Below are 26,657 nucleotides of genomic sequence, written 5' to 3' on the forward strand. Positions count from 1 at the left end.
AACTCGTCAGAACGAAAAGTGCGGATCAGCGCAGCAGTGTGCAGGCGACCGCAGCCTTGCTGGTCACCGCAAGTATCTCGGGATCCTCAAGGGCACGCAGCTTGTAGAGGAAACGATCCACCGTCAGATCGCCGATGTGTGAATTGCGGAGCGAGGCAAGGGACTGGACCCGCCGAAGCTGCCCCAGGCTCAACCGATCAACCATTCGCTCAGCCATGCAGCCTGCGGTAGAAGGCGGAAGACCTGCGTCGATCAGCCCGGCGCGCACCCGCGCCTCCGGCGAAACCGTAGCGCAGGAAGCCAAGAAAAGGGCGGGAAGCGTTATGCAGGGCAGGCGAAGGGATCGGATCGTCATACCCCTTCATCGCTCCCGCCGCCTGAACCTGCGGTAAACGGAACGTGCCAACGGAAATTCAGTGAGCGTGTTGCACCAAACGGCTATTCTCGCGCCGATAAGCATCGATCTGATCGGCATAGCCACGGGCAAGGCCCTCATAGGCGGCCCTTCCCTGCTGCGAACGGCTGAACTGCGCCCTTATCAGGGACACCTGCTGCCTGTGCAGCAAATAATTGACATCCTTCTCTCCGGTCATTCACGCCCTCCTACCGTATCGCTTTAAGACTGGCGGGGTGCCGCGACTGTGTCTGAGTCGTCTTTCCGGCAGAGCAACCATAACAGCGGCTCCACGCACCGGCGATTCCTCCTGGCGCATCACCGGAGCGGCCCAACGGAAAAATCGTGGTGACCTTCCGTGTCTCAAACACCACTCACCTCTCCTCATGCTTCATCATCTTGATTAACATAGGCTAAGCTTCGGTCCTTCCACGGAAAATTTTGAAGAAGACAGTTGAATCGCCGTCAAAGTAATGGCAACGCCGCCGCTCGATCAGAGGGGGGCTGACGATGGGGGAAGCGCTGATCGCCTTTCTGGCGATCGTTCATCATGAGGTTCTATTATTTGCTGTCCTAGGCCTCGCAATAGGCGGAGCGGACGATTTCTTGGTGGACGTTCTTTTCCTGTGCCGCCGCTGGTGGCGCAATATCACCGTCTATTCACGCCATCCCCGCATGACTACGGCGACATTGCCAGCATCGCCGCAGCCCGGCACGATCGCGGTCTTCGTTCCCGCCTGGGGTGAGGCGGATGTCATCGAGCCGATGCTGCGCAACGCGCTGATGCAATGGCAGCAAGGCGACTACCGCATATTCGTGGGCACCTATCCCAATGATTATGCGACACGGGCGGCCGTGGCACAGGTTGCCAAGGACGAACCGCGTGTCATCCTCTGCGTCAATGACCGGCCGGGGCCGACAACCAAAGCCGACTGCCTCAACCTGCTGTGGCGAAATATGCTGCGGGAAGAAAGCCGTACTGGCCGCCGTTTCAAGGCTGTAACTCTCCATGACGCCGAAGACGTGGTTCACGCCGATGAGATTCGCTTGTTCGATGTCATGATAGATCGTTTCCAACTGGTGCAGCTTCCGGTTCTGCCATTGCCCGGCCAAGGCGGATGGTGGTCGCGCGCGGTCGCCAATCACTATTGCGACGAGTTTGCGGAGAGCCATGGTAAATTCCTGACAGTGCGGGAGGCGATGGGCGCATCCATGCCGTCGGCAGGCGTTGCCTGTGCCTTTGCCCGCGATGCGCTGGAGGAGCTGGTCGATCCCGCCAATGGCGGCCCGTTCGATCCTGTGTCCCTCACCGAAGATTATGAGATGGGCCTGCGCATCGCCGACCAGGGCAGACGCGGAGTCTTCGTTCGCATGCGCGATGCGAAGGGTGAACTGGTCGCGACGCGCGAATTCTTCCCCGATGGCTTTTGGGCGGCCGTGCGGCAGAAAGCGCGCTGGATGGTCGGTATTTCTCTGGCGGGATGGGACCGCATGGGATGGCAGGGCGGCCCGATGGAATGGTGGATGCGCATCCGCGACCGGCGCGCCGCGTTGGCCGCCTTCATCCTCTTCACCGCCTACATCGCCCTTCTGCTCTGGTGCATCATCCTCGTCGGCGCATGGTTCGGCCTTGGCAAACCATATCAACCAACGCCGCTGGTCGAGGCGCTGCTGTGGGTCAATTTCGGCTTCATGGTTTGGCGGACCGGCATGCGCGCGATCTTCGTTAGCCGAAGCTATGGTTGGCGCTATGGGCTAGGAGCGATCCCAAGGACTCTCTTGGCCAACTTCATAGCAATGTTCGCAGCGCGGCGCGCGGTCGCTCTTTATATCGACTCGCTGTTCGGCAAACCGCTGGTCTGGGACAAGACCCAGCACCGCTTTCCTCAAATGTGAACCGGCATGCTTTGGAGCAATAGCGGACGGCCCGTCCGTTTCTTTCTCATTCTAATGAGCGGCTGGGTGGCGGTACGCTTTTCCAGTGGGATGATCGGATCTACCGAGCTTGCTGAAACGCAATCACGGCGCGGTCCCTCGCCCGCGTTCCGCTCCGCCAGCAAGCATGAATGGCGAGTCATTCCCAGGGCAGCGGCTATGCCGCTTCCCAAAGCCGCTGCTGTCCTCGTCCGCGCTCAGCTTTCGCACGCGGCCACGCTGCGCGTTAAGCAAAGGCATCTGCCGGAACCATCTCCGGGCGCTTTGGCGCTCAACCAAGTGCCCAGCGAGCAGCCGGAGGCCCAGACGCCGGCTGCCGCGCCATCCCTGGTTCCAGCCCTGCCGCTAACATCCGGGACCAATGCACCCTCACAGGATAGATGGCGCGGCAGCACATGGATATTATGGCGCGACGGCAGTTCTCCGGTAGCGGGTGCAATTCCGGCAGGCCGCCTCGGCGGATCTCAAGCCGGTATGCGGATCGACTATGACCTGACGCCCCGCTCCTTTGGAAGGGCGGCCCTCTACGGACGCATCAGCACCGCGCTCAACAGCCCGGCTTCGCCCGAAGCAGCGGCAGGCATAGGCTGGCAGCCCGCGAGAGCCGTCCCGGTCACGCTCGCCGCGGAACGCCGGATCGCACTGGGCAAAGGCGCGCGCGATGCAAGCGCGCTGCTCGTGACCGGCGGCTTCGGCCCGGCCCAACTCCTGCCGGGCCTCCAGGCCGAAGCCTATGCGCAAGGCGGCATGGTGGGTTTCCAGGCCCGCGACCTGTTCGCCGATGGAAAGATGTCACTGCTCTCGCCTGTCCGGAACACGCCGCTCAAGCTTGGCGGGAGCATATCAGGCGGCGCGCAGCCCGCGGTCGAACGGCTGGACATAGGCCCCGAAGTCCGGTTGCGCCTGCCGCTCCCCCGAATTGCAGCCCGCATGAGCCTGGAATGGAGGGAGCGGGTAGCCGGACGCGCCGCCCCTGGTTCGGGGCTGGCGATGACCCTTGGCGCGGATTTTTGATCGCCTGACACTCCTCCCGCCTTTATCTCGCTGCGCATTGGCCTTAACCCGATCAGCCGATGGACCTTTACCTCCCTGTCGCCAACCTGTCGGTCAATGCGCTGGTGATCATCGCCCTCGGCGGGGTGGTCGGTCTGTTGTCAGGCATGTTCGGGGTCGGCGGCGGCTTCCTGACGACGCCGCTCCTCATCTTCTACGGCATCCCGCCCACGGTCGCGGCGGCTTCGGCGGCGAGCCAGGTCACGGGGGCAAGCGTCTCAGGCGTGGTCACTCACATGGCGCGCGGCACGGTGGATGTGCGCATGGGCGGCGTGCTGATCGCCGGAGGCGTCGTTGGGGCAAGCATAGGCGTCTTCCTCTTCCGCCTGCTCCAGGCCGTGGGCCAGATCGATACGATGATCGGCATCCTCTATGTGCTGATGCTCGGCGGCATCGGCATATTGATGGCCAAGGAATCCATCCAGGCGCTGGTCGCGCTCAAGACGGGCAAGCGCCTCGCCGCGCGCAAGCGGCGTCACCACCCGTTGGTCGCCGCCTTGCCGATGCGGTGGCGCTTCTACCGCTCTGGCCTCTATATTTCCCCGCTCGCCCCCCTGCTGCTCGGCATGGCAACGGGCATCCTCACCATGTTGCTGGGTGTGGGCGGCGGCTTCATCCTCGTGCCCGCCATGCTTTATCTTCTCGGAATGACCACGCAGTCGGTCGTCGGCACGTCCCTGTTCCAGATCCTGTTCGTCACCATGGCGACGACGATGATGCACGCCATGACGACAAAGGCCGTGGACCTCGTACTCGCCATGCTGCTGCTCATCGGCAGCGTCACGGGAGCGCAGATCGGCACGCGCATTTCCATGTCGGTGCGCCCGGAATATCTGCGAATTCTCCTGTCGGCCATCGTCCTGCTGGTGGCAGCGCGCATGGCGCTGGGCCTTGGCTTCCGGCCCGACGAAATCTATACTGTGGAGGTCCGGTGAGCCTGCGCGCCCGCCTGACCCTCCTTTCCCCCGCCCTCCTGCTGTTGAGCGCGGCGGACGAGCCCTTGCTGGTGCCGGACGTGTCACAGCGCGAGGTGGAGATCCAATATAGCTTCACCGGCGCCGACCTGCTGCTGTTCGGCGCGATCGTCTACCCCGGCGGCAAGCAGCCGAAGAAACCCGCCGACATCCTCGTGGTGCTGAAAGGCCCCGACCAGTCCATCATCATGCGCGAAAAGCAGAAGGTGGCGGGCATCTGGGTCAATGCCGACACTGCCCGCTTCCGCTCCGCACCCAGCTTCTACGCCATCGCCTCCTCGCGCCCTATTGACGAGGTCGTGGACGAGCGCACCGCGGCCATTTACGAGATGGGGGTCGACAAGCTGCAACTCTCCCCTTCCTCCCTCAACGACAGCGCGGAACTGGATCGCTTTCAGGCCGGTCTCATCGACCTTCGCGAGCGTGCCGGTCTCTATGTGGAGCGGCCCGGAACGGTGGAGATCACGCAAGGCGTGCTCTACCGCGCCCGCCTGCCGCTGTCGGCACGCGTGATCGTGGGCGACTATACCGCCGAAACCTTTCTGGTGCAGGATGGCCGCGTCGTCGCCGCAGCGGTCCGCGACATCACCATCCGCAAATCGGGTTTTGAACGTTTCATGGCCGTTGCAGCCGAACAATGGCCCTTTCTATACGGCCTGACCGCCATAGCGCTGGCAGTCGGCATGGGCTGGACCGCCGGAGCAGTCGCGCGCCGTTTCTGACCCGCTCCCTTAGGGCGTCAAATCAACACGCTCATCCTCAGCGAACAGCATTTCCAGCAGAACCGACCGGTGGCAGGCGCTCGCATCCCGCTCGAAACAGAGCAGCGCCGTCGGCCGCTCCGCCGCCATTTCTCGGAGCTGTTCCGCCTGCACGACGGCTTCCGGCAGATCAAGCTGGCCCGCATAAATATCCCGCAGCTTCGCATGATCGCCTTTGCGCGCCGCTTCCCGCCCGGCCGGTGGCGTTCCCAGGGCTTTAAGGCCGACATATTCTATCCCCGCCTCCCGCAACCCCGCCGCCAGGATGTTCTTGGAAAAGCCGGGCCGGCGCGATAGCGGCACCGCCCTGATATCCGCCAGCAGCTTCACGCCTGCTTCCTGTAGCGCGGCGATAAGCTCCGCCTGCGTTGCCCCTTCATAGCCGATCGTGAAAATGCGCATGGCATCCAGATAGGAATGCGGACCGGCTTTCCAATATGGCGCCCCCTTCGCCCTGCCTGCGTGCGCCTTGCCCTCCTTCCCGCCCTCGCTTAAAGGGTCCGTTCATGCCCGACATCACCGTTCCATCCGCCTCGCCCGACCTGACTGGCCGGGCGCTGTTCCCGCACCGGCATTTGCTGTCCATCGCGGACCTCAAACCTTGGGAAATCCGCTTCCTGCTGGATGAGGCGGAACATTGGGCAAGGGCCAATCGCGGCAACGCGCGCAAGCATGACGACCGCTTGGCGGGCATGACCCAGATCAACGCCTTTTTCGAAAATTCGACACGCACGCTGCTGTCCTTCGAAATTGCGGGCAAGCGGTTGGGTGCCGATGTCGTCAACATGCATGCGGGCCAATCCAGCGTGAAGAAGGGCGAAACGCTGATCGACACCGCCATGACGCTTAATGCCATGGCCGCCGACGTGATCGTGATCCGGCATGCAAGTTCGGGCGCGGTGGCCTTGATCGCGGACAAGGTGGACTGCCCGGTGCTGAACGCGGGCGATGGCTGGCACCAGCACCCGACGCAGGCTTTGCTGGACGCGCTTACCATCCGGCGGCGCAAGGGCGGTTTCGAAGGGCTGATCGTCGCCATTTGCGGCGACGTGCTGCACAGCCGCGTGGCGCGATCCAACATGCTGTGTCTTGCGGCGCTGGGCGCTCAGGTGCGCGCGGTGGCCCCGCCCACATTGATGCCGCCCGAGGTGGAGATGCTGGGCGCGACGCCCTTCCACCGCATGGACGAAGGGCTGGAAGGCGCAGACGTGGTCATGATGCTGCGGCTCCAGAATGAGCGGATGGACGGCGCCTTCATCCCCTCGCCGCGCGAATATCATATGCTCTACGGACTGACGCAGGAACGGCTTGCGATCGCCAAGCCCGATGCCCTCGTCATGCACCCTGGCCCCATGAATCGCGGGGTGGAGATTTCCAGCGTCGTCGCTGACCACCCCGAACGATCGGCCATTACGGAGCAGGTGGAAATGGGGGTCGCCATCCGTATGGCCTGCCTGGACATACTGACCCGCCAAGCGCGCGGCGTGGAGGGATGGGCATGAACAAGCTCGCTATCATCAATGGGAAACTGGCCGATCCAGCCGGGCAGTCGCTTGGCAACGGCGTGGTCCTGATCGAAGGAGACCGTATCGCCGCCACAGGTGACATCCCCGTGCCAGAAGATGCGCAGCGTATCGATGCGGCCGGGCTGGTGGTTGCGCCGGGGCTGGTCGACCTGGGCGTCTTCGCGACCGACAAGCCAGCCTTCCATTTCGGCGGCATCACGCGGGCCGCGCTGATGCCGGACCAGTCCTTGCCCCTTGATGAGGCAGGGTTGATCCGCCAGGCCACCCGCGCGGGCAAGCCCGACTTCTGGGTCCACCCCATCGCCGCCGCGACGCGCGGGCTCAAGGGCACGGAACTTGCCGAAATCGGGATGATGCAGGCTGCCGGAGCCAGGGCCGTGGGCACCGGGCGCCAGTGGATCGCTGATTCCGGCGTGATGATGCGCGTGCTCGCTTATGCCTCCGGCCTCGGACTGACAGTCATCACTCATGCGGAAGATGGGGGCCTGGCAGGCAAGGCTGTCGCGACCAGCGGCGAAACCGCCACGCGCCTTGGCCTGCCCCATGCGCCCGCCTGCGCCGAAGCCATGGCCATAGCGCGGGACATCATGCTTGCGCGCGTCACCGGCGCTGCCATTCACTTCCGGCTGGTCACCACCGGGGCCGGGTTCGATCTGATCCGCGCGGCAAAAGCGGAAGGATTGAAGGTCAGCTGCGGCATCAGCCCCGCCTATCTGTTTCTGGCGGACAATGCGGTGACGGATTTTCGCACCTTCGCCCGGCTGTCGCCGCCCCTGCGATCGGAAGATGACCGCAAGGCGTCGATCGCAGCGGTGGCTGACGGGACGGTGGACGTGATCACCTCCAGCCATGACCCAAGGGGGCCGGAGGATAAGCGCCTGCCCTTCGCCGACGCCTCGCCCGGCATGGCGGGCGCGGAAACGCTGCTCGCCCTCTCGCTCAACCTCGTGCGGGACGGCCATGTATCGCTGAACCGGCTCATGACCCTGCTCAGCGGCAATCCCGCGAAGATTCTGGGCGTCAACGCAGGCAGCTTCGCCAGCGGGAGCGCGGCGGACCTCATATTCATCGACCCCGATGCGCCATGGATCGTGGATTCCGAGAAAATGGCCGCTCAGGCAGGGAATACGCCGTTCGACCGCATGCCGGTGCAGGGCCGGGCGCGCCGCATCATGAAGGGCGGCGTTTTCCTTTGAGCGGCAGCGCGATTATCTCCCTTGCCCTCCCAGGCAGGCCACGCTAAAGCGCCGTCCTTCGCCGGCACAGGAGTGTAGCTCAGCTGGTAGAGCGTCGGTCTCCAAAACCGAATGCCGGGGGTTCGAGTCCCTCCACTCCTGCCACGCCGCGCCTGCTTATCCTTGATTTTTCAGGGGTTCGGGGCTAGGCGGCCGAACGAAGATGGGTCGCGAAGCGGGCGGCCGCACCCCGGGACGCCGACATGGCGGGGTCCGGAGGGCGGACTGTTGCTTCGCGCTTTGGTGTTTGGTTCGAAGGTTTTGAGGCAGCGATGGCGAAGGTTTCTCCGGGCGAATTCGTCAATCAGGTGAAGACCGAGGCGTCGAAGATCGTGTGGCCTACCGGCCGCGAAACGGTCATGACGGCGGTGATGGTCGCCATCATGACGACGGTTCTCGGCCTCTTCTTCTTCGGCATCGACACTTTTTTCGGCGCGATCGTTCGGTGGCTGCTGAGCTTCGCCGCTAGTCAGGCCTGATTGGGAGTTTGAGACGGTAACATGGCGCGCTGGTACATCATCCACGCCTATTCGGGCTTCGAAAACAAGGTCAAGGAATCAATCCTGTCCGAAGCCGAGCGCATGGGCCTCTCTCAACTGGTCGAGCAGGTGGAAGTGCCCACCGAAACCGTGACCGAGGTGAAGCGCGGCAAGAAGGTGCAGGTCGAGCGCAAGTTCATGCCGGGCTATGTCCTCGCCAAGCTGGCGATGAATGACGATATCTATCACCTCGTCAAGAACACGCCCAAGGTGACGGGCTTCCTGGGTTCCTCCGGCAAGCCGCAGGCGATCAGCGAGAGCGAAGCCGCGCGCTATTTCGGCGCCCGCAAGGAAGCCGAAGCCGCGCCCAAGCACAAGGTCAATGTCGATTACGAGATCGGCGACAGCGTCAAGGTGCTGGACGGCCCCTTCGCCAGCTTCAACGGCACCGTCGAGGAACTGGATTTCGAAAAGAACCGGGTCAAGGTGTCCGTGTCGATCTTCGGGCGCGCGACCCCTGTCGAACTCGATTTCGAACAGGTCGAACTGTCGAAGTAAGGACCGCATTCGTCACCCCGGAACTGATCCGGCATGACGGAAAAAGGAATTTCCGGGCGACCGGAAATAGCTGCGGGAGGATCGCCCAGGTGATCCGTCAAGACCGCTAAACTTGAACCGGGCGCGCCTTTGGGCACGCCTAGCAACAGAGTGAGTGAAAATGGCCAAGAAGATTACGGGCTATATCAAGCTCCAGGTGCCCGCTGGAGCCGCCAACCCCTCGCCGCCGATCGGTCCGGCTCTGGGTCAGCGCGGTGTGAACATCATGGAATTCTGCAAGGCGTTCAACGCCTCGACGGAAAAGATGGAGAAGGGCACGCCGCTGCCGACCATCATCACCGTCTATGCGGACCGTTCGTTCAGCTTCGTCACGAAGCAGCCGCCCGCCACCTATCTGATCAAGAAGGCCGTCAACCTCAAGTCGGGCTCGAAGGAGCCGGGCAAGGTGACCGCCGGAACGATCAAGCGCTCGCAGCTCGCCGAAATCGCGCAGGCCAAGATGGCCGATCTGAACGCGAACGACATCGACGCAGCGACGAAGATCATCGAAGGCTCCGCTCGCGCGATGGGCCTCGAAGTGGTGGAGGGCTAAGACCATGGCAAAGCTGAGCAAGAAGGCGAAGGCCCTGGCCGCTGCCATCGACAAGGAAAAGCTGCACGGCGTTGACGAAGCGCTGGGCCTGATCAAGACCCATGCGACCGCCAAGTTCGACGAAAGCGTCGAAATCGCGATCAACCTGGGCGTCGATCCGCGTCACGCCGACCAGATGGTCCGTGGCGTCGTCACCCTGCCCGCTGGCACTGGCAAGACCGTCCGCGTCGCCGTGTTCGCCCGTGGCGACAAGGCTGAAGCCGCGACGGCCGCTGGCGCCGACGTTGTTGGTGCGGAAGACCTGCTGGAATCGATCCAGGCTGGCAACATCGACTTCCAGCGCGTGATCGCGACCCCCGACATGATGGGTCTGGTCGGCCGCTTGGGCAAGGTTCTGGGTCCCAAGGGCCTGATGCCGAACCCGAAGCTGGGCACCGTCACGCCGAACGTCGCCGAAGCCGTGAAGGCTGCCAAGGGTGGTCAGATCGAATTCCGCGTGGAAAAGGCCGGTATCATCCATGCTGGTCTGGGCAAGGCGAGCTTCTCCGCCGAAGACCTGCGCAAGAATTTCGACGCTTTCGTTGACGCGATCGTCAAGGCGAAGCCGTCGGGTTCGAAGGGCAAGTATGTCCGCAAGATCGCCCTGTCGTCGTCGATGGGTCCGGGCGTGAAGGTCGATGTGGCGGAAGTCGCTTCGGTCTGATCTGACGCTAGAACAGATAAGGGGAGCCTCCTTCCTCCACACGGGGAAGGAGGCTTTCTTCTTTTGTGAGGAGGCTGAAACGCCTATCCTCCATCAACCGTTCGGGCTGAGCTTGTCGAAGCCCCCGCTCTTTTCTTGAGGAAAAGGGATGCCCTTCGACACGTTAAGGGCGAACGGATTATGAGGCGGGTCAAAGCCTCTCAAACTGAACCGTCGGACAAGGACGGGTCGCTTTACCGACGGATAATATAATGTCTTTTGAACATCTTCCTCCCCTTCTCTCCGGCGCGTTGACGCGCAAAGGCTATGAAAGCCTCACCCCCGTCCAGGCCGAAGTCACCCAGCCCGAAGCCGAAGGCCGCGACCTCATCGTCTCGGCGCAGACCGGCTCCGGCAAGACGGTCGCCTTCGGCCTCGCCATGGCGAAGGAACTGCTGGACGACAGCAGCCGCCTCCCCGCTCCCGGTCTGCCGCTCGCCCTCGCGATCGCCCCGACGCGCGAACTGGCGCTGCAAGTGGCGCGAGAGCTGGAATGGCTCTACGGTGAGGCTCGCGCCCGCATCGCTACCTGCGTCGGGGGCATGGACGCCGCCAAGGAACGCCGCGCCCTCTCCCATGGCGCGCATATCGTCGTCGGCACGCCGGGCCGCCTGCGTGACCATCTGGAACGCGGCGCGCTCGACCTCTCCGGCCTCAAAACCGTGGTTCTGGATGAAGCCGACGAAATGCTCGACATGGGCTTTCGCGAGGATCTGGAAGAAATCCTCGACGGCGCACCGGAAGAACGCCGCACCCTCCTCTTTTCCGCCACCATGCCCAAGCCGATCGTGGCTCTGGCGAAGCGCTACCAGAAGGACGCGCTGCGCATTTCCACTGTCAGCGATGAACGCGGCCATGGCGACATCAGCTATCAGGCGGTAACGGTCGCGCCCGCTGACATCGAAAATGCCGTGGTCAACCTGCTGCGCTATCATGAGGCGGAAACGGCCATCCTCTTCTGCGCCACGCGCGACAATGTGCGCCACCTGCACGCCAGCCTCACCGAACGCGGTTTCGCCGCCGTGGCGCTGTCAGGCGAGCACAGCCAGAATGAGCGCAACCATGCCCTGCAAGCCCTGCGCGACCGGCGCGCGCGAGTCTGCGTCGCCACCGATGTCGCCGCGCGCGGCATCGATCTTCCGAACCTCAGCCTCGTCGTTCACGTAGAGATCCCTCGTGACGCCGAAACCATGCAGCATCGCTCCGGCCGCACCGGCCGCGCGGGCAAGAAGGGCACGGCCGTCCTTATCGTCCCCTATCCCCGCCGCCGCCGTGTCGAATCCATGCTGCGCGGCGCGAAGATCCCGGTCGAATGGGGCACCCCGCCCAGCAAGGAAGCAATCCAGCAACAGGATAATGCCCGCCTGCGCGAAAAGCTGATGGAGCGCGCCGAACTGGATGAGCAGGACTGGGCGCTGGGCGCCGAACTGCTCGCCGAAAAGTCGCCCAAGGAAATCGCGGCCATGCTGGTTAGGAGCGCCCGCGCTGCCCTCCCCGCGCCGGAAGAATTGCTGGACGCCAGCGAAGCGCCCCCGCGCCGCGATGGGCCGCGTCCGGGCTTCGAAGACACGGCCTGGTTCCGCATGGACATTGGTCGCCGCCAAAATGCCGATCCGCGCTGGATACTGCCGCTGATCTGCCGCCGTGGCCATGTGTCGCGTCAGGATATCGGTGCGATCCGCATCGCGGCGAATGAGACATTGTTCGAAATTCCGCGTGCCATCGTCTCGCGTTTCATAGCTTCGGTGAAGCGGACCGGAGAGGCCAGCGACGAAGGCGCGGAAATCTCCTTCGAACAGGTTGAAGGCACACCGCGCGAGGCAGCGCGGGAGAATCGGCGGGAAGCTCCGCGCGGCAAGGGACGCCCTAATGAAGGGCGCGGCCCCAAGCCCGCTTATGGCGCGCGGCCCTTCAAAGGCGGCCCCCGCAAGAGCGGCCCGCGCAAGCCGCGCGGCTGAATAGGGAGTTGTCCTGTTCAGGCTGAACGAATTCCTGCGCAGGCAGGAGTCCAGGTCCAATCAAGTCTGAACAGGACTACTCAGCAGGCTGAACGAACGTGGCCTAACCCACCCCGCATAACGACAGCATCCGCGCAGCCAGTTCCCGCTCACCCATGACGATATGGGGCACGCCCAGGCGTTCCAGATGGGCCACCTCCGCATCGGAATGGGCACGCGCAATCACCTGAAGGCTGGGGTTCAGGTGGCGGGCATGTTCGTGGATGGCGCCGCCCTCAAATCCTTCCGGCACGGCGATCAGCATGCGCCGCGCTTCGCCGATCCCCGCCGACAGCAGATGCCGGTCCTCCAGCGCGCTTCCGCGCACGACTGACAGCCCCGCCTCCTCGGCCTCGTCCGCCCGGTCGCTATCGCTCTCTATCACCACGAAATGCGCCTTGCGTTCCGCCAGACGCGCGGCGATCAGCTTGCCGACGCGACCGTAGCCTACCAATATGACGTGGCCGATGCGTGGCGCTTCCCTCGCGCGCTGGGCTGCCTGTTCTTCCTCAATCTCCTCCTTCTTGTGATCGCGCACGATCAGCGAAAAGATCAGCGGATTGAGGAAGATGGAAACCATCGCGCCCGCCAGGATCAGGTCGCGCGCTTGGGCGGGCAGCACGCCCAGCCCCGTACCCAGCGACGCCAGGATGAAGGAAAATTCGCCGATCTGCGCCAGGCTGGCGGCGATGGTCAGCGCCGTGTCCCCCGGATGGCCGAAAGCGCGCACGATGGCAAAGGCGGCGATGGACTTGCCGACCACGATGATCAGCACCGTCATCAGCAGGGGCAGCGGCTGTTGCACCACGATCGCCGGGTTGAACAGCATGCCGACCGACACGAAGAACAGCACGGCGAAGGCGTCGCGCAGCGGCATGGTTTCCTCGGTCGCCCGCCTGCTCAGCGGCGTTTCGCCCAGGATCATTCCCGCGAAGAATGCGCCCAATGCGAAGGATACGTCGAAGACGAAGGCCGCGCCAAATGCCACGCCCAGCGCGATCGCGAGGACGGCGAGGCGGAAAAGCTCACGCGACCCGCTATGCACCACCCAATGGAGCGCCCAGGGAATGATCCGGCGCCCCACGATCAGCATGAGCGCAACGAAGCCCGTCACCTTGAGCAGCGTGCCGACGAGCGGCGCCAGCAGCGCTCCCACTCCCGCCACGCTTTCCGCATTGTTGATGACCCCGGCCAATGCGGGCAGCAGAACCAGGGCGAGGACCATCGCCAGATCCTCCACGATCAGCCACCCGACCGCTATCCTGCCCCGCTGCGTCTCCACCAGGTCAGCGCCTTGCAGGGCGCGCAGCAGGACCACGGTGCTGGCCACTGACAGGGCCAGTCCGAAGACCAGCCCTCCCATCAGCGGCCAGCCCATGAAATGGCCCAGGGCCATGCCCATCATCGTGGCGACGGCGATCTGCCCGACCGCTCCCGGCACCGCGATATTCTTGACGGACAGCAGGTCGCGCAGGGAAAAATGCAGACCCACGCCGAACATCAGCAGGATGACGCCGATCTCCGCCAATTCGTTGGCAAGGCCGGCATCCGCAACGAAGCCGGGCGTGAAAGGCCCGACCATGATGCCCGCGATCAGATAGCCGACGAGCGGCGACATTTTCAGACGATGGGCGATCGCGCCCATGATGAACGCAGCGACCAGACCCGCTACGATCGTGCCGATGAGCGGCGTGTGATGAGGCATATATCGCTTTCCTGTGCGACGGCATGGCCGCCGCGCGCGTGGAAGATCATCCTTCGGCCAGAATGGCCACTGACAGCAGGCCGCCAGCCGCAGCCAGGGCGGTCATGACGGCAGGCATGAACCACCATGGCGGACGTTGGTTACCTGGTCCCGAACTCTTGCGGGGCATGGCAGACTCCTTTCCCTGTGATGGCGGCCTCGCCATATGCGAGACCGGTTGAAACCATCAGGAGCGGAGAGGAGGCGCCCTCGCGCGCTTTACCGAAACCAGAGCGAAAGCATGGCGATGAGCGCAGGAATAGCGTCGCGGCATGCATGAACTTGCAAGACGGCTTCCCAACAGCAGCATGGCGGCGGGAAGCAGCCAGGAATGAACCGCCAGGGGCAGCGGCGTTGGCGCGCCGTCACTGGGCTCCTGCACGATGGCGGCGGCGGCCTCGACCGGCGATCGGGCCTTGAGCACCACGCTGGTCGTCGCCGGGTTGAACGCCGATCCCGTCGCCCTGCTGAACGGCAGTCCAAGGGGTGCGAGCGCGGAGAACAGCGCGATGCCCATCGCCAGGCACACGGCCGCCAGAAAGAGCAGGCGGCCCTTCCCGTTGCTGTGCCCTTGCGATATCGGCGTCATCCGTTCCTCATATCCTTCCGGTCAACAAATAGGCGTGGATCGCGCCAAAAACCAGCGCCGATCACGGGCCATGGCGGTTGACATACGCGAGTCATTCAACTACCGGGCCACATTCCCGCGCGGGTCAACAGGACTTCGAAAGTCCTCGACGATCTGCGTAAAGCAGATTTGAACAAGAAGAGAAGAGCCATGTTCGCAGTCGTGCGCACGGGCGGCAAGCAGTATCGCGTCGCCGCCGGAGACAAGATCGTCGTTGAGAAGCTGGCTGGCGAGGCTGGCGACAAGGTGACCCTGGACGACGTCCTGTTCGCCGGTGAAGGCAATAACGTGAAGGACGCCAAGCAGCTGACCGTCGCCGCCGAAATCATCGCGCAGGCGAAGGGTGAGAAGGTGATCGTGTTCAAGAAGCGCCGCCGCCACAATTATCGCCGCAAGAACGGCCACCGCCAGAATCACACGATCCTCAAGATCGTATCGATCGGCGCCTGAGCGCTGCTGGCAAGACAAGTTTCGAGGAGTTTGAGTCATGGCACATAAGAAAGCTGGCGGTTCGTCGCGTAACGGTCGCGATTCGGAATCGAAGCGCCTTGGCGTGAAGAAGTTCGGCGGTCAGGAAGTGATCGGCGGCAACATCATCATTCGCCAGCGCGGCACGCGCGTCTATCCCGGCCGTAACGTCGGCATGGGCAAGGACCACACGCTGTTTGCGCTGGGCGAAGGCCGCGTGGTATTCCACACCGGCAAGCTTGGCCGCAAATATGTGTCGGTCGATGCCATGGCCGAAGCAGCCGAATAACGGACGATCGATGACGGATCGTCCCTCGCAATTGGGGCGGTCCTTCCGGCAACGGTCTTTTTGACCAAGCTGGGTTTTCGAGGGAAAAAGGGGGCGCCTCCATCCGGGAGCGCCCCCTTTTTCCCTTCCCCGGAACATCCCTTCATTTTCCCTCAAAGCTTTGGAACTCATGTCCTTTCCGCGCGTCATGCGGGCGGGGCTCAGCCAGAGAATTATCGTCGTAAAGCCGTAACTTTTCGCGGCCATTGGCGTGCCGACAGAGGAGAGATTTGAAGATGTTCGCCCGTACCCCCCGCCTGCTCCTGAGACCCGGCTGGATGGAAGATGCACCTGCCCTGGCCGAAGCGATCGGCGATCCGGCGATCCTGCGGAACCTGTTTCACGTCCCCGCCCCCTATGGCGAGGAAGAAGCGCGCGCTTTCCTGGCGACGCCGCACGATTCCCGCATGCCGCAATTGCTGGCCTTTACCCGCACCCGTGGCGCGCCTCGCCTGGTGGGCGGATGCGGCGTGCATCTGGCCGAAGACGGAACGCCTGAGCTGGGTTACTGGATTTCCCGCCCCTATTGGGGTCTGGGCTTTGCGACCGAAGCCGCGAGCGCAGTGCTGAGCATGGCGCGCGCAGCGGGCGTTCGCGGCATCCGTGCCGCGCATTTCGCGGACAATCCGGCGTCAGGCAACGTGCTGCGGAAGGTCGGCTTCCGCCCGATGGGCCGCGTCGAGCAGCGCTATAGCCCAGCGCGGGGCGTCCTCGCCGACTGCCTGGTGTTCGAAGAAGGCGTCGCTGGCCGAATGGCCGCAGACGTGGCGATGGACCTTTATCAGGATTCGGTCCCGGCGCTCGCAGCCTGATGGAATGATGGAAGGTAAGAGGGGCGGCGCGGATCGCTGGCGCCGCCCCTTCGCTGGTCCGATGGAGATCAGCATTGCAGCATGGATTGCAGTATATCAGGTCTCAACCGGTCCCCCGCCGCTGGCGGCATTTTGATGCGCGGGGCATGGTTTAATTCCGCCTCATAAGCGGCTATGGGCCAGCGATGCATTTTCTCGATCAGGCCAAGATATTCATCAAGTCCGGCCGGGGCGGCCCCGGCGCTGTCAGTTTCCGCCGGGAAAAATATATCGAATATGGCGGTCCCGATGGCGGCAACGGCGGCAAGGGCGGCGACATCATATTCGAAGCCGTCGCGGGCCTGAACACGCTCATCGACTTCCGCTACACCCAGCATTTCAAGGCGCAGCGGGGACAGCCCGGCGCTGGCAAGAATCGCTATGGCGCGGGCGGCGAAGACCTGGTGATCAAAGTGCCGGTCGGCACCCAGATCCTGTCCGATCCCCAGCCGATCGAAGGCACGGAGGATGAGGACGGCTATCCTGAATATGAGGAGCAGCAACTGCTCGCCGACTTCACCGAGGTGGGGCAGCGCGTGGTGCTCCTGCGCGGCGGAGACGGCGGGCGCGGCAACCTGTCCTACAAGACCAGCACCAACCGGGCTCCGCGCCAGCATGGCACCGGATGGCCGGGGCAGGAAATGTGGGTATGGCTGCGCCTCAAGCTTCTGGCGGATGTCGGGCTGGTCGGCATGCCCAATGCGGGCAAGTCCACCTTCATCAACCAGGTCACCAACACAAAGGCGAAGGTGGGCGCCTATGCCTTCACCACCACCAAGCCGCAGCTGGGCGTGGTGCAGCATCGCGACCGGGAATTCGTGCTGGCCGACATCCCCGGCCTGATCGAGGGGGCGGCCGAAGGCGCTGGCATCGGCGATCGCTTCCTGGGCCATATCGAACGCTGCCGCGTGCTGCTGCACCTGATCGACGCCACGGCGGACAATCCCGTCGATGCCTTCCGCATCGTGCAGGACGAACTGGCCGCTTATGATGGCGGCCTTGATGAAAAGCCGCAGCTCGTGGCGCTCAACAAGGGCGACCTGCTGGGTCAGGAACTGATGGAGGATATCGCCGCGCAGCTTCGGGACGAAGCGGGCGTGGAGGATGTCTTCATCATTTCCGGCGCGACCGGCGAAGGCGTACCGGCCCTGCTCGACGCGGTGCTGCCCTTGCTAGGCGATGCCAAGACGCAGGGTCAGGAAGCCCCGGACGAGGAAGGCGAAGCGCCGTGGTCGCCGATCTGAGCGGATTGCGTGACCATCGCTTCCCCCGCCCCCTGTTGATCGGCGGTCATGCAGCGCCCCCTCGACGCGCTCGACCCGAACGGAACTTCCAGTGACATCCTCGCTCTCCGGCTTCCCCCCTGCCCTCATCCGCCGCCTGGTTATCAAGATCGGCTCCGCGCTCCTCGTGGATCCCGATGGCCGGGTGCGCGATGCATGGTTGCGGACGCTGGTCGATGACATCGCCGCGCGCAAACAGGCGGGGCAGCAGATCATCGTCGTGTCTTCCGGCGCGATCGCGCTGGGCGCGCGGCGGCTGAAATTGCCCAAGGGCGGGCGCGGCAGCCTGGAAGATGCGCAGGCCGCCGCCGCCACGGGGCAGATCGCCCTGTCCCAATGCTGGGCCAGCCTGTTGCAGGACAAGGGGATCACGGCCGCGCAGATGCTGGTGACGCTGGAGGATCTGGAGCATCGCCGCCGCTACCTCAACGCATCGGCCACGCTGGAACGGCTGATGGCGCTGGATGTTGTTCCCGTGGTGAACGAGAATGACAGCGTCGCGACGGCTGAGATCCGCTTCGGCGACAATGACCGGCTGGCGGCACGGATCGGACAGGCGGCACGGGCCGACGCAGTTGTGCTGCTGTCGGACGTGGACGGGCTTTACACTGCCAATCCGCATGTCGATGCGGACGCCATGCTGATAGAAAGGATAGAGCGCATCGACGCGCGCATTGCAGGGATGGCGGATGGCGGCTCCGCGTCCGGCATGGGATCGGGGGGCATGACATCGAAAATTGAGGCCGCCCGCATCGCCACCGGCGCAGGCGCTCACCTGGCCATCATATCGGGCAAGGTCGACGCGCCGCTGTCGCACTGGGAACAGGGCGGCCGGGGCTCCATCTTCATCGCCGCCCCCGCCAAGCGGGCGCGCAAGGGATGGCTCGCCGGGCGGCTGACCGTCAGGGGCCGCATCACGGTCGATGCCGGAGCAGAACGCGCGCTCGGCAAGGGCAACAGCCTGCTTCCGGCCGGCGTTTCCAGGGTTGAAGGATTTTTCGCGCGCGGCGATGTGGTCGACATATTGGCGGAGGACGGCCGCGTCATCGCGCGGGGCCTTAGTGAATATGACAGCGAACAGGCCGCGCGCATCGCGGGGAAGCGCAGCGAGGATATCGCGATTCTGCTGGGGGAGCTGCCCCGATCCGTGCTTGTCCATCGCGATCATATGGCGATGGTCTGACGCATCATGACGCTACGCATTGCAATGACCGGCGCGACGGGCTTCGTCGGCGCCGAAACACTCGGTCAGGCTCTGGCTGCGGGCCATCATGTCACCGCCATCACCCGCCGGGCGCAGCCGCCGCGCGCGCATCTGAAATGGGTGCCGGGGTCCCTTGGCGACCGGGCCGCGCTCAACACGCTGGTGCGCGACGCCGATGTGGTGATCCACATCGCTGGCGTTGTGAATGCGCCGGACCGCCAAGGCTTTGAAGCGGGCAATGCGCGCGGCACCATGGCGCTGATCGACGCCATGCGCCAGCGCGGCGTGCGGCGGCTGATCCATGTCTCCTCCCTCGCCGCGCGCGAGCCGGATCTGTCCGATTATGGCTGGTCGAAGGCGCTTGCGGAAAAGCATGTGAAGGCCAGCGGCCTCGACTGGACCATCGTGCGGCCGCCCGCCATTTACGGGCCGGGCGACCGGGAGATGCTGGAATTGTTCCGCATGGCCAAGCGCGGGATCATGCTGCTGCCGCCGGGTGGCCGGCTGTCCCTGATCGAGGTCAGCGATCTTTCGCGGCTGTTGCTGAGGCTGGCGGGGGAAAAGGAAGAAAGCCTCGCCCATTGCTATGAGGCTGACGATGGCACGCCCGGAGGCTGGGACCATCTGGAGTTCGGCCAGGCGATCGGCCGGGCTGTGGGGCGTCCGGTGCGGACCTTCGCCACGCCCAACTGGGCGCTGGGCCTGGGGGCGCGGCTTGACCGGATATTGCGCGGCAAGGGCGCGAAGCTGACGCAGGACCGGGTCAGCTATTTCTGCCATCCCGACTGGGTGGTGACCAAGCGGAAGCAGCCGCCGAAAAAGCTGTGGGAGCCCAAGGTCGCGACCGATGAAGGACTGAAAGCCACGGCGGAGGCGTACCGGATCAAGGGCTGGCTTTAAGCCGTCGATTTCGCGGCTGTCATTCAGCGCCGGAAGAAGGCTTGCGGGCACGGCGTTCGGCGACGAATTCGCTGATCGCCTGCCCGCTGGCGTTGAGCAGCGGATAGGTGCGCGCGTCGGACAGCCAGTCGGGGCGGCGGGCGGCGCTGCCGTAGAAACTATCGTAGACGAGGCTGAAGGCGAGGAAGACGAGCGTCGCGCCGATCAGACCCTTCACCGCGCCAAAGCCCGCGCCCAGGACGCGGTCGACAGGACCCAGCACGGATTGCCGCGTGCGGCGGCCGATGGCGTGGGCGAGAAGTTTGCCCGCGCCGAAAGTGATGCCAAAGACAAGAGTGAAAGCGAGCACTGCTGCGCCGCTCGTGGTGCCGACGAAGGGGGTCAGCAGTTCGGTCGCGGAGCCGTGGAAGAGGCGGATGGCGAAGATGCCCAGGATCCAGGCGATCAGCGATAATGTTTCGAGAACGAAACCACGCAGCAGCCCCAGCACGGCGCAACCGCCCAGCGCAAGGAGGACAAGGATGTCGACGGCGTTCATGCGCCGATGGGCTATCCGCGCCCGAGCATCTGGTCAACCAATTGGCTGAGCGCGCGATAGCCGCTGACGGAAATGCCCTTCACCCCGTCCGCCGCCGCGGCGGGCACATAGGCGCGGTTGAAGCCCAGCTTGGCCGCTTCCCGCAAACGCAGCGGCGAATGGGCGACCGGACGAATTTCTCCCGACAGGGCGATCTCGCCGAACAGCACGACATCGGCGGGCACCGGCCGTTCGGAAAGCGCCGACATCAGCGCGGCGGCCACGGCAAGGTCGGCGGCCGGATCGGACAGCCGGTATCCGCCCGCAACGTTCAGATAGACTTCGCAGGTCGAAAAGCTGAGGCCGCATCGCGCCTCCAGCACGGCGAGGATCATGGCGAGGCGGCCGCTGTCCCAGCCGACGACCGCGCGCCGGGGCGTCGCCCCGCTGGAAAGGCGGACGACGAGCGCCTGGATTTCGACCAGCACCGGCCGCGTCCCTTCCAGCGCGGGGAAGACGGTGGCGCCCGTGACATTTTCATCGCGATGGGTCAGGAACAGGGCGGACGGGTTCGCCACCTCCTCCAGCCCTTCGGCCACCATCGCGAACACGCCGATTTCATCCGTGCCGCCGAAACGGTTCTTGATCGCGCGCAGGATGCGATATTGATGACTCCGCTCGCCTTCGAAGCTGAGCACCGTATCCACCATATGTTCCAGCACGCGCGGCCCGGCGATGCTGCCGTCCTTGGTCACATGGCCGACAAGGATGAGCGCGGTCCCGCGCTGCTTGGCGAAGCGGATGAGTTCCTGGCTGGACGCGCGCACCTGGCTGACGGTGCCCGGCGCGCCTTCGATCAGGTCGCTGTGCATCGTCTGGATGGAATCGATGACGAGCAGCGCGGGCGGCTCCCCTTCCCCCAGCGTCGTCAATATGTCGCGGACCGACGTGGCGCTGGCAAGCTGGACCGGCGCGTTGCCAAGGCCCAGCCGCTGCGCGCGCAGCCGGACCTGATCGGCCGCTTCCTCGCCGCTGATATAGGCGACGGACAGCCCGCGCGAGGCGATGCGGGCCGCCGCCTGGAGCAGCAGCGTCGATTTGCCGATGCCGGGATCGCCGCCGATCAGGGTCGCCGATCCGGGCACGATGCCCCCGCCGAGCGCCCGGTCGAATTCGGCGATGCCGGTGCCGGTGCGCGCGGGAAGCTCCACATTGCTGTCCAGCCCCACCAGCGTCAGGGCGCGTCCCCCGGTCTGGAGATCGTGCCGCGCGGAAAAGACGGTCTCCGCCGCTTCCTCCACGATGCTGTTCCATTCGCCGCAATCGTCGCATTGCCCCTGCCAGCGGCCGGATACGGAGCCGCACTGCTGACAGACGAATTTGCGCTTTGCCTTGGCCATGCACGAGCTATGACGCGGCTTTGCGAACATTTCAAGAACAAAGCGCTGGCTTGGGCTTCGGCAAGCTCAGCCGGGCCCTTCGACTTCGCTCAGGGCGAACGGATAGCAAGGGTAAGCCCATCGTCCTGCCTATGGAAACCAGCCGCAGGGTGAGGCATTGTTTCGGGATGAAATCCATTCGCGTCGCCAGCTACAATATCCGCAAGGCCATAGGAACCGATCGCCGCCGCAACCCGGAAAGGGTGCTGGAGGTGCTGAACGAGATCGACGCGGACGTGATCGCCTTGCAGGAGGCCGATCGCCGCTTCGGCGTCCGGTCGGCGGCGATCCCGCCCCTGCTTCTGGACAGCCTGAGCCCCTACAAGCCCGTGCCGCTGAACGTGCAGGTGGATTCCATGGGCTGGCACGGCAATGCGATATTGGTACGCAAGGAGGCGGAGATCGGCGCGCATGACGTGCTGCATCTGCCCTGCCTCGAACCGCGCGGCGCGACCATGGCGGAGGTCACGCTGGCGGGGAAGACCATGCGCTTCTTCGGCATGCATCTGGACCTGTCGGGGCTGTGGCGGCGCAGGCAGGCGGCGGCGGTGATCCATGCCGCCGGGGTGCGCGAGACGATGCCGACCGTCCTGATGGGCGACCTGAACGAATGGAGCGCCAATCGCGGATGCCTGGCCGATTTCGCCCGCCACTACAGCTTCGCGCCCTGCGGCCGCAGCTTCCATGCGCGGCGGCCGGTGGCGCAACTCGACCGGATCATGCATTGCGGCCAGTTGAAACTGCTGGACTGCGGGGTGCATGATAGCGCTGCGGCGCGCAAGGCGTCGGACCATCTGCCCATCTGGGCGGAGTTCCGGGCCTGAGGGGGAGGGACGGGTGAAGATGCTTGCGGTGGGGAATAATGGCTGAACGGCGCGCGGGCGGTGTTGGAGGGGCATGCGTTCCGGGACAGGTTGCGGCCCCATGAAGGAACGCGAACTCCGCCTCGCGCTGGTCTGCTATGGCGGCATCAGCCTGGCCGTCTACATGCATGGCATCACCAAGGAGATCTGGCGGCTGGCGCGGGCGAGCCGGGCCTTTCATGACGGCGCGCCCACCGGCGGCAGCAGCGAGGCGATCTACCGCAAGCTGCTGGAGGAGCTTGAAACGGCGGGCGGCGTCCGGCTGCGCGTCATGCCCGACATCATCGCGGGCGCGAGCGCGGGCGGGATCAACGGCATCTTCCTGGCGCAGGCGATCGAGACCGGCCAGTCGCTGGAGCCGCTGACCGAAATGTGGCTGGAAAATGCCGATGTCGAAAAGCTGCTGGACCCGGATGCCCGGCCCGCGCGGCGGATCACCAAATTCTGGGCGGCGCCGCTGGTGTGGATGGCCGCGCGGCACCCCGGCGACACGGTGGAGCGCACCGTCGCCCCCGTGGCGCGGGAGGAAGTGCGCCAGAAACTGTCCCATTTCATCCGGTCCCGCTGGTTCGAGCCGCCCTTCGGCGGCGCGATCTTCACTGCCATGATCCTGGACGCGTTCGATGCGATGGAGGCGGCCGATCGCGGGCCGCCCCTGCTGCCCGAAGGCCATCCGCTCGACCTGTTCGTCACCGTCACCGACTTTGAAGGCCATCCGCAAAGCCTGAACCTCAACAGCCCGCCGCAGGTGGTGGAGACGGAGCATAGGCTGTCGATCGGCTTCACCGCGCGCGGGCGGGATGCGGGCGGGGGCGGCCGCGCCTTCGCCGATCCCGCCGAACTGGTCTTCGCCGCGCGGGCGACGGCCAGCTTTCCCGGCGCTTTCCCGCCCTTCACCGTGCGGGAGCTGGACAAGGTGCTGGAGGAACGCAAGCGCCCCTGGCCGACCCGCGACGCCTTTCTGGCGCATGCCCTGCCCCGCCATTGGGCACGGGGCATGGCCGACGACGCCATATTGATCGACGGATCGGTGCTGGCCAACGCCCCCTTCGCCCAGGCGATCGGCGCGCTGCGCAACCGGCCGTCGCGGCGGGAGGTCGACCGCCGCTTCGTCTATATCGATCCCAAGCCGGGCCGCCGGTCGGTGCGGCTGAACCGACAGGGCGCGGCGGAGGAGGACGCCGGGGGCGAATCGACGGCCCTGCCCGGATTTTTCAGGACGATCTTCGGCGCGCTCAGCGACATTCCGCGCGAGCAGCCGATCCGCGACAATCTGGATGCGATCGACCGGCACAGTTCCCGCATCCGCCGCATGGTGCGCATCCTCAACGCCTTGCGGCCGGGGATCGAGGCGGAGGTGGAAAGCACGATCGGCGGCCTGCTGTTCCTAGACCGCCCCACGCCCGCCCGCCTGTCATCCTGGCGCGCGAAGGCGCAGCAGCGCGCGGCGAATTCGGCCGGTTTCGCCTTTCCCGCCTATGGGCATCTCAAGCTGTCGGGCATTGTCGAGGATCTGGCCGCCCTGCTGTTCGACCTGAGCGGCGAGGAAAGCCCATTGATGCGCGAAAGCTACCGGCAGGCGCTCTGGTCGCATGTCCGGGCGATCGGGGCGGACCGGCTGACGGAGGATGTGGGACCCAATTCGCCGCCCGTCACCTTCTTCCGCACCCATGACCTGTCCTTCCGCATCCGGCGGCTGCGCTTTCTGGCGCGGCGGCTGGCGGAGACGCTGGAGGTCGAATCGCAGGCGGGCGATGAGGTCATCCAGAAGATGCACGACGCCATCTATCAGGCGATCGCCCATTATACCGAATGCGAGGGGCATGATTTCTACGATGGCGCGATCCGGCAAGCGGCGGGCGAGGTGCCCAATGATCCCGCCACGGCGCTGGACGCGATCGCGCGGGCGCGCGGCCTCAATGAACGGGACCAGACCGCCGACCTGATGCTGGCCGAAGCATTGGCGGCCCTGCCCAAGGCGGAGCGGCGGGTGATGCTGCTCTCCTATCTCGGCTTCCCCTTCTACGACATCGCCACGCTACCGTTGCTTCAAGGACACGCCGCGGATGAATATGATCCGGTCAAGGTCGACCGGATTTCGCCGGAAGATTGCTCGGCGATCCGCGCGGGCGGCGCGGAAGCGACATTGAAAGGCATTGAATTCAACAACTTCGGCGCCTTTTTCAGCCGGGCCTACCGGGAAAATGACTATCTGTGGGGGCGGCTGCACGGGGTCGAGCGGCTGCTGGACATCGTGAATTCGGCAGTTCCCGCGGCAAGCCGCCTTTCCGAAGACGCGGTGCGGGCCTATAGGCGAGCCGCTTTCATGGCGATTCTCGATGAGGAGGAACAGCGGCTGCCGCATGTCGCTGACCTGATCGCGACATTGCGGGAGGAAATCGTTGGGCGCACGGGTGGGGCTGTTTCCGATGATGATGATACTGGCGCTGGCCGCCGGTTGCCGTGACGCGTCGGACGAAGATGCGCCCGCCGCCAATGCGATGACGTCCGCCCCTGCCCCGGCCGCCAATATCGTGGAAGCCGCGCCGCCGGTGGAAAATGCCGCCGCGCCCGCCCGGCCATCCGCGCAGGTGACGGTCAGGGCGCATCCCGCGCCGCGCGCCTCGCTGGACCTGCCCCCATCCCCCGACGCGGCTCAGCTCACCGCCTTTCCCGGCGAGGTGACCAGCTTCATGGTCGATCGCGACAGTTGCGATCATTTCCGGGGCGAGGAACCCTATGACGGCGAACGGCGCGTCTTCCTGGCCGAAAGCATCGCGGAACTGTGCACCGGCACCGACGCGCGGCTGGCACTGCTGCGGCGGCGCTATGCGAACGACCCCTCCGTCATCGCGGCGCTGCGGGGATATGAGGACCGGATCGAAACCGCGCGGCAGAACTGACCATCGCCGGACGAGCGCGGCAATGATCGCTCTGTTCACATGACGGGCTTTCGCTTATGGCCCGGCCATGTCCGATGATGGTCAGCCCTGCCAGATCGCGCCGACGCGCGCGCAGATCGAAACCCTGGCGCTGGAGGCGTTGTCGCGCCTGCCCGACCCCTTCCGCTCCCACCTGTCCAACGTCGTCCTGTTCGTCGAGGAATTCGCCGATGCGCAGGTGCTCAAGGACATGGAGATAGACGATCCGTTCGGCCTTACCGGCCTGTATAGCGGGCGGCCGGTGGGCGACCCGGCGCAGACCGGCGACAGTCCTCCCACGGTGCATCTGTTCCGCAGGCCGCTGCTGGATGAATGGGTGGAAACGGGCGTGCCGCTCGACGCGCTGATCACCCATGTGGTGGTGCATGAGATCGGCCATCATTTCGGCCTGTCCGACATCGACATGCAGGTTCTGGAGGACATGGTCGCGCCATGAGCGAAGCGGCGCTGCGCCTGTCGGGCATTGCCTGCGCGCGTGGCGGGCGGCTGCTGTTCCGGGGTGTGGACCTGCATCTGGAGGCGGGCGGCAGCGCCCTGCTGCGCGGCCCAAACGGCATCGGCAAGTCCAGCCTGATGCGGATCTGCGCCGGGCTGCTGCGCGAAGCGGCGGGGACGGTCGAACGGCACGGACAGATCGCGATGGCGGACGAGCGGCTGGCGCTGGATTTGGAGCAGCCGCTGATGCAGGCGCTGTCTTTCTGGGCAAGGCTGGACGGGGCGGACGCGGCGGCGCTGGATGGGGCGCTGGCGGCGATGGCCCTGATGCCGCTGCACGATGCGCCGGTGCGGATGCTCTCGACCGGGCAGCGCAAGCGGGCGGCGCTGGCGCGGGTGATCGCGAGCGGCGCGGTCATCTGGCTGCTGGACGAGCCGGGCAACGGGCTGGACGACGCATCGCTGGCGCTGCTGGGGCGCTGCGTGGAGGCGCATCTGGCGGGCGGCGGGATCGTGCTGGCGGCGTCGCACCAGCCCCTGCCGCTGCGCGCGCCGGTGCTGCTGGACCTTGCGGCCTATGGTGTCGAGGAAGCCGCATGAGGGTGCTGGCCCTGCTGGTGGCGCGGGACCTGCGGCAGGCGTGGCAGTCTGCGGGGCTGTGGCTGCCGGTCGCCTTCCTGCTGCTGGTGGCGAGCCTCTATCCCTTCGCGGTGGGGCCGGACGCGGCGCTGCTGCGGCGATCGGGCGGGGGCATGCTGTGGATCGCGGCGCTGCTCGCCAGCCTGCTGCCGGTCGACCGCCTGGTCGCG

General features: G+C 65.2%; 31 protein-coding genes and 1 tRNA gene. 24 read left to right on the forward strand and 8 right to left on the reverse strand.

All coding sequences use genetic code 11. The features are described from left to right. Nucleotides 1-25: 25 nt before the first annotated feature. Nucleotides 26-355 carry a hypothetical protein gene (locus L288_RS0121625; protein ID WP_031304421.1) on the reverse strand — a complete coding sequence of 110 codons (330 nt, stop codon included), beginning with the start codon at nucleotides 353-355 and terminating at the stop codon, nucleotides 26-28. Nucleotides 356-413: 58 nt separating this feature from the next. Further along, complete coding sequence (locus L288_RS32700) at nucleotides 414-593, reverse strand: hypothetical protein (protein ID WP_021238453.1); 180 nt, start codon at nucleotides 591-593, stop codon at nucleotides 414-416. A 311-nt stretch (nucleotides 594-904) separates the two neighbouring features. On the opposite strand from L288_RS32700, the gene L288_RS32705 reads away from it, so the two are divergent. From L288_RS32705 to L288_RS32715, 4 genes are all read left to right on the forward strand, one after another. Next, complete coding sequence (locus L288_RS32705) at nucleotides 905-2,290, forward strand: glycosyl transferase family protein (RefSeq protein WP_021238454.1); 1,386 nt, start codon at nucleotides 905-907, stop codon at nucleotides 2,288-2,290. 513 nt (nucleotides 2,291-2,803) lie between these two features. Continuing rightward, complete coding sequence (locus L288_RS43885; protein ID WP_021238455.1) at nucleotides 2,804-3,343, forward strand: hypothetical protein; 540 nt, start codon at nucleotides 2,804-2,806, stop codon at nucleotides 3,341-3,343. A gap of 59 nt (nucleotides 3,344-3,402) precedes the next feature. Next, nucleotides 3,403-4,317, forward strand: coding sequence for a sulfite exporter TauE/SafE family protein (locus L288_RS32710; RefSeq protein ID WP_021238456.1), 915 nt, complete (start codon nucleotides 3,403-3,405; stop codon nucleotides 4,315-4,317). Between the two features lie 2 nt (nucleotides 4,318-4,319). Next, complete coding sequence (locus L288_RS32715; RefSeq protein ID WP_051209650.1) at nucleotides 4,320-5,078, forward strand: TIGR02186 family protein; 759 nt, start codon at nucleotides 4,320-4,322, stop codon at nucleotides 5,076-5,078. A gap of 9 nt (nucleotides 5,079-5,087) precedes the next feature. Here the strand turns inward: L288_RS32715 and L288_RS32720 are convergent, their stop codons facing one another. Next, a complete protein-coding gene (locus L288_RS32720) occupies nucleotides 5,088-5,519 on the reverse strand; it encodes a DUF488 domain-containing protein (protein WP_021238458.1) in 432 nt (143 codons plus the stop codon). A 104-nt stretch (nucleotides 5,520-5,623) separates the two neighbouring features. Here L288_RS32720 and L288_RS32725 point away from each other — a divergent pair, with 104 nt between their 5' ends. The 8 genes from L288_RS32725 to L288_RS32760 all read left to right on the forward strand — a co-directional run bounded on the left by L288_RS32725 (nucleotide 5,624) and on the right by L288_RS32760 (nucleotide 12,207). Next, nucleotides 5,624-6,619: an aspartate carbamoyltransferase catalytic subunit gene (locus tag L288_RS32725; RefSeq protein WP_021238459.1), complete on the forward strand. Its 996-nt coding sequence runs from the start codon at nucleotides 5,624-5,626 to the stop codon at nucleotides 6,617-6,619. Beyond that, nucleotides 6,616-7,839: a dihydroorotase gene (locus tag L288_RS32730; RefSeq protein ID WP_031304423.1), complete on the forward strand. Its 1,224-nt coding sequence runs from the start codon at nucleotides 6,616-6,618 to the stop codon at nucleotides 7,837-7,839. The genes L288_RS32725 and L288_RS32730 overlap by 4 nt, the downstream gene beginning before the upstream one ends. A gap of 68 nt (nucleotides 7,840-7,907) precedes the next feature. Further along, nucleotides 7,908-7,983 (forward strand) — tRNA-Trp (locus L288_RS32735). Between the two features lie 167 nt (nucleotides 7,984-8,150). Further along, nucleotides 8,151-8,357, forward strand: a complete 207-nt coding sequence (secE, locus tag L288_RS32740) for a preprotein translocase subunit SecE (protein WP_021238461.1) — start codon at nucleotides 8,151-8,153, stop codon at nucleotides 8,355-8,357. Nucleotides 8,358-8,378: 21 nt separating this feature from the next. Further along, nucleotides 8,379-8,915, forward strand: a complete 537-nt coding sequence (gene nusG, locus L288_RS32745) for a transcription termination/antitermination protein NusG (protein ID WP_021238462.1) — start codon at nucleotides 8,379-8,381, stop codon at nucleotides 8,913-8,915. Nucleotides 8,916-9,075: 160 nt separating this feature from the next. Next, nucleotides 9,076-9,507 (forward strand): 50S ribosomal protein L11, encoded by a 432-nt coding sequence (rplK, locus tag L288_RS32750; RefSeq protein ID WP_021238463.1) that lies wholly within the window; start codon nucleotides 9,076-9,078, stop codon nucleotides 9,505-9,507. 4 nt (nucleotides 9,508-9,511) lie between these two features. After that, a complete protein-coding gene (rplA, locus tag L288_RS32755) occupies nucleotides 9,512-10,210 on the forward strand; it encodes a 50S ribosomal protein L1 (RefSeq protein WP_021238464.1) in 699 nt (232 codons plus the stop codon). Between the two features lie 251 nt (nucleotides 10,211-10,461). Further along, entirely contained in the window at nucleotides 10,462-12,207 is a 1,746-nt protein-coding gene (locus L288_RS32760) for a DEAD/DEAH box helicase (protein ID WP_021238465.1), read from the forward strand. Between the two features lie 103 nt (nucleotides 12,208-12,310). Here L288_RS32760 and ybaL read toward each other — a convergent pair whose 3' ends face one another. The 3 genes from ybaL to L288_RS32770 are packed head-to-tail and all read right to left on the reverse strand — an operon-like array spanning nucleotide 12,311 to nucleotide 14,579. Continuing rightward, nucleotides 12,311-13,951, reverse strand: a complete 1,641-nt coding sequence (gene ybaL / locus L288_RS32765) for a YbaL family putative K(+) efflux transporter (RefSeq protein ID WP_021238466.1) — start codon at nucleotides 13,949-13,951, stop codon at nucleotides 12,311-12,313. 46 nt (nucleotides 13,952-13,997) lie between these two features. After that, the gene (locus L288_RS44110; RefSeq protein WP_269077974.1) at nucleotides 13,998-14,120 is read right to left on the reverse strand and encodes a hypothetical protein; all 123 of its coding nucleotides are present in this window, start codon (nucleotides 14,118-14,120) and stop codon (nucleotides 13,998-14,000) included. Nucleotides 14,121-14,177: 57 nt separating this feature from the next. Continuing rightward, complete coding sequence (locus tag L288_RS32770; RefSeq protein ID WP_021238467.1) at nucleotides 14,178-14,579, reverse strand: hypothetical protein; 402 nt, start codon at nucleotides 14,577-14,579, stop codon at nucleotides 14,178-14,180. A 189-nt stretch (nucleotides 14,580-14,768) separates the two neighbouring features. Here L288_RS32770 and rplU point away from each other — a divergent pair, with 189 nt between their 5' ends. From rplU to L288_RS32800, 6 genes are all read left to right on the forward strand, one after another. Then, nucleotides 14,769-15,068, forward strand: coding sequence for a 50S ribosomal protein L21 (rplU, locus tag L288_RS32775; protein ID WP_021238468.1), 300 nt, complete (start codon nucleotides 14,769-14,771; stop codon nucleotides 15,066-15,068). Between the two features lie 37 nt (nucleotides 15,069-15,105). After that, on the forward strand, nucleotides 15,106-15,375 hold the full coding sequence (rpmA, locus tag L288_RS32780; protein WP_007683600.1) for a 50S ribosomal protein L27: 270 nt from the start codon (nucleotides 15,106-15,108) through the stop codon (nucleotides 15,373-15,375). A 275-nt stretch (nucleotides 15,376-15,650) separates the two neighbouring features. Next, on the forward strand, nucleotides 15,651-16,226 hold the full coding sequence (locus L288_RS32785) for a GNAT family N-acetyltransferase (protein ID WP_030539009.1): 576 nt from the start codon (nucleotides 15,651-15,653) through the stop codon (nucleotides 16,224-16,226). A 185-nt stretch (nucleotides 16,227-16,411) separates the two neighbouring features. Further along, on the forward strand, nucleotides 16,412-17,509 hold the full coding sequence (gene obgE / locus L288_RS32790; protein WP_021238470.1) for a GTPase ObgE: 1,098 nt from the start codon (nucleotides 16,412-16,414) through the stop codon (nucleotides 17,507-17,509). A gap of 91 nt (nucleotides 17,510-17,600) precedes the next feature. Beyond that, entirely contained in the window at nucleotides 17,601-18,731 is a 1,131-nt protein-coding gene (gene proB / locus L288_RS32795) for a glutamate 5-kinase (RefSeq protein WP_021238471.1), read from the forward strand. Between the two features lie 6 nt (nucleotides 18,732-18,737). Beyond that, the gene (locus L288_RS32800; protein WP_031304424.1) at nucleotides 18,738-19,652 is read left to right on the forward strand and encodes an NAD-dependent epimerase/dehydratase family protein; all 915 of its coding nucleotides are present in this window, start codon (nucleotides 18,738-18,740) and stop codon (nucleotides 19,650-19,652) included. Nucleotides 19,653-19,671: 19 nt separating this feature from the next. On the opposite strand, the gene L288_RS32805 is transcribed toward L288_RS32800, so the two are convergent. Continuing rightward, a complete protein-coding gene (locus tag L288_RS32805) occupies nucleotides 19,672-20,190 on the reverse strand; it encodes a CvpA family protein (RefSeq protein WP_021238473.1) in 519 nt (172 codons plus the stop codon). 11 nt (nucleotides 20,191-20,201) lie between these two features. Then, nucleotides 20,202-21,569: a DNA repair protein RadA gene (gene radA, locus L288_RS32810; RefSeq protein WP_021238474.1), complete on the reverse strand. Its 1,368-nt coding sequence runs from the start codon at nucleotides 21,567-21,569 to the stop codon at nucleotides 20,202-20,204. Between the two features lie 167 nt (nucleotides 21,570-21,736). Between radA and L288_RS32815 the strand changes: the two genes are divergently transcribed. The 6 genes from L288_RS32815 to L288_RS0121640 all read left to right on the forward strand — a co-directional run. Next, nucleotides 21,737-22,432 carry an endonuclease/exonuclease/phosphatase family protein gene (locus L288_RS32815; protein WP_030539003.1) on the forward strand — a complete coding sequence of 232 codons (696 nt, stop codon included), beginning with the start codon at nucleotides 21,737-21,739 and terminating at the stop codon, nucleotides 22,430-22,432. 100 nt (nucleotides 22,433-22,532) lie between these two features. Next, entirely contained in the window at nucleotides 22,533-24,938 is a 2,406-nt protein-coding gene (locus tag L288_RS32820) for a patatin-like protein (RefSeq protein WP_021238476.1), read from the forward strand. Next, on the forward strand, nucleotides 24,907-25,374 hold the full coding sequence (locus tag L288_RS32825; RefSeq protein WP_031304426.1) for a hypothetical protein: 468 nt from the start codon (nucleotides 24,907-24,909) through the stop codon (nucleotides 25,372-25,374). Before L288_RS32820 ends, L288_RS32825 begins: the two co-directional genes overlap by 32 nt. A gap of 67 nt (nucleotides 25,375-25,441) precedes the next feature. Then, on the forward strand, nucleotides 25,442-25,849 hold the full coding sequence (locus L288_RS32830; RefSeq protein ID WP_021238478.1) for a metallopeptidase family protein: 408 nt from the start codon (nucleotides 25,442-25,444) through the stop codon (nucleotides 25,847-25,849). Continuing rightward, nucleotides 25,846-26,448, forward strand: coding sequence for a heme ABC exporter ATP-binding protein CcmA (gene ccmA, locus L288_RS32835; RefSeq protein ID WP_021238479.1), 603 nt, complete (start codon nucleotides 25,846-25,848; stop codon nucleotides 26,446-26,448). The genes L288_RS32830 and ccmA overlap by 4 nt, the downstream gene beginning before the upstream one ends. Further along, on the forward strand, nucleotides 26,445-26,657 hold a 213-nt coding region (locus L288_RS0121640), incomplete at its 3' end, for a heme exporter protein CcmB (protein ID WP_031304427.1). The genes ccmA and L288_RS0121640, both read left to right, overlap by 4 nt.

This window comes from Sphingobium quisquiliarum P25, from assembly GCF_000445065.1.
In the GTDB taxonomy this organism is placed as follows: Bacteria; Pseudomonadota; Alphaproteobacteria; order Sphingomonadales; family Sphingomonadaceae; genus Sphingobium; species Sphingobium quisquiliarum.

Bases quoted from the DNA above. Each gene is read 5' to 3' on its own strand.
- L288_RS0121625 (WP_031304421.1), bottom strand. From the start codon at position 355: ATGACGATCCGATCCCTTCGCCTGCCCTGCATAACGCTTCCCGCCCTT.
- L288_RS32700 (WP_021238453.1), bottom strand. From the start codon at position 593: ATGACCGGAGAGAAGGATGTCAATTATTTGCTGCACAGGCAGCAGGTG.
- L288_RS32705 (WP_021238454.1), top strand. From the start codon at position 905: ATGGGGGAAGCGCTGATCGCCTTTCTGGCGATCGTTCATCATGAGGTT.
- L288_RS43885 (WP_021238455.1), top strand. From the start codon at position 2,804: ATGCGGATCGACTATGACCTGACGCCCCGCTCCTTTGGAAGGGCGGCC.
- L288_RS32710 (WP_021238456.1), top strand. From the start codon at position 3,403: ATGGACCTTTACCTCCCTGTCGCCAACCTGTCGGTCAATGCGCTGGTG.
- L288_RS32720 (WP_021238458.1), bottom strand. From the start codon at position 5,519: ATGCGCATTTTCACGATCGGCTATGAAGGGGCAACGCAGGCGGAGCTT.
- L288_RS32725 (WP_021238459.1), top strand. From the start codon at position 5,624: ATGCCCGACATCACCGTTCCATCCGCCTCGCCCGACCTGACTGGCCGG.
- L288_RS32730 (WP_031304423.1), top strand. From the start codon at position 6,616: ATGAACAAGCTCGCTATCATCAATGGGAAACTGGCCGATCCAGCCGGG.
- secE (WP_021238461.1), top strand. From the start codon at position 8,151: ATGGCGAAGGTTTCTCCGGGCGAATTCGTCAATCAGGTGAAGACCGAG.
- nusG (WP_021238462.1), top strand. From the start codon at position 8,379: ATGGCGCGCTGGTACATCATCCACGCCTATTCGGGCTTCGAAAACAAG.
- rplK (WP_021238463.1), top strand. From the start codon at position 9,076: ATGGCCAAGAAGATTACGGGCTATATCAAGCTCCAGGTGCCCGCTGGA.
- rplA (WP_021238464.1), top strand. From the start codon at position 9,512: ATGGCAAAGCTGAGCAAGAAGGCGAAGGCCCTGGCCGCTGCCATCGAC.
- L288_RS32760 (WP_021238465.1), top strand. From the start codon at position 10,462: ATGTCTTTTGAACATCTTCCTCCCCTTCTCTCCGGCGCGTTGACGCGC.
- ybaL (WP_021238466.1), bottom strand. From the start codon at position 13,951: ATGCCTCATCACACGCCGCTCATCGGCACGATCGTAGCGGGTCTGGTC.
- L288_RS44110 (WP_269077974.1), bottom strand. From the start codon at position 14,120: ATGCCCCGCAAGAGTTCGGGACCAGGTAACCAACGTCCGCCATGGTGG.
- L288_RS32770 (WP_021238467.1), bottom strand. From the start codon at position 14,579: ATGACGCCGATATCGCAAGGGCACAGCAACGGGAAGGGCCGCCTGCTC.
- rplU (WP_021238468.1), top strand. From the start codon at position 14,769: ATGTTCGCAGTCGTGCGCACGGGCGGCAAGCAGTATCGCGTCGCCGCC.
- rpmA (WP_007683600.1), top strand. From the start codon at position 15,106: ATGGCACATAAGAAAGCTGGCGGTTCGTCGCGTAACGGTCGCGATTCG.
- L288_RS32785 (WP_030539009.1), top strand. From the start codon at position 15,651: ATGTTCGCCCGTACCCCCCGCCTGCTCCTGAGACCCGGCTGGATGGAA.
- obgE (WP_021238470.1), top strand. From the start codon at position 16,412: ATGCATTTTCTCGATCAGGCCAAGATATTCATCAAGTCCGGCCGGGGC.
- L288_RS32800 (WP_031304424.1), top strand. From the start codon at position 18,738: ATGACGCTACGCATTGCAATGACCGGCGCGACGGGCTTCGTCGGCGCC.
- L288_RS32805 (WP_021238473.1), bottom strand. From the start codon at position 20,190: ATGAACGCCGTCGACATCCTTGTCCTCCTTGCGCTGGGCGGTTGCGCC.
- radA (WP_021238474.1), bottom strand. From the start codon at position 21,569: ATGGCCAAGGCAAAGCGCAAATTCGTCTGTCAGCAGTGCGGCTCCGTA.
- L288_RS32815 (WP_030539003.1), top strand. From the start codon at position 21,737: ATGAAATCCATTCGCGTCGCCAGCTACAATATCCGCAAGGCCATAGGA.
- L288_RS32820 (WP_021238476.1), top strand. From the start codon at position 22,533: ATGAAGGAACGCGAACTCCGCCTCGCGCTGGTCTGCTATGGCGGCATC.
- L288_RS32825 (WP_031304426.1), top strand. From the start codon at position 24,907: ATGATACTGGCGCTGGCCGCCGGTTGCCGTGACGCGTCGGACGAAGAT.
- L288_RS32830 (WP_021238478.1), top strand. From the start codon at position 25,442: ATGTCCGATGATGGTCAGCCCTGCCAGATCGCGCCGACGCGCGCGCAG.
- ccmA (WP_021238479.1), top strand. From the start codon at position 25,846: ATGAGCGAAGCGGCGCTGCGCCTGTCGGGCATTGCCTGCGCGCGTGGC.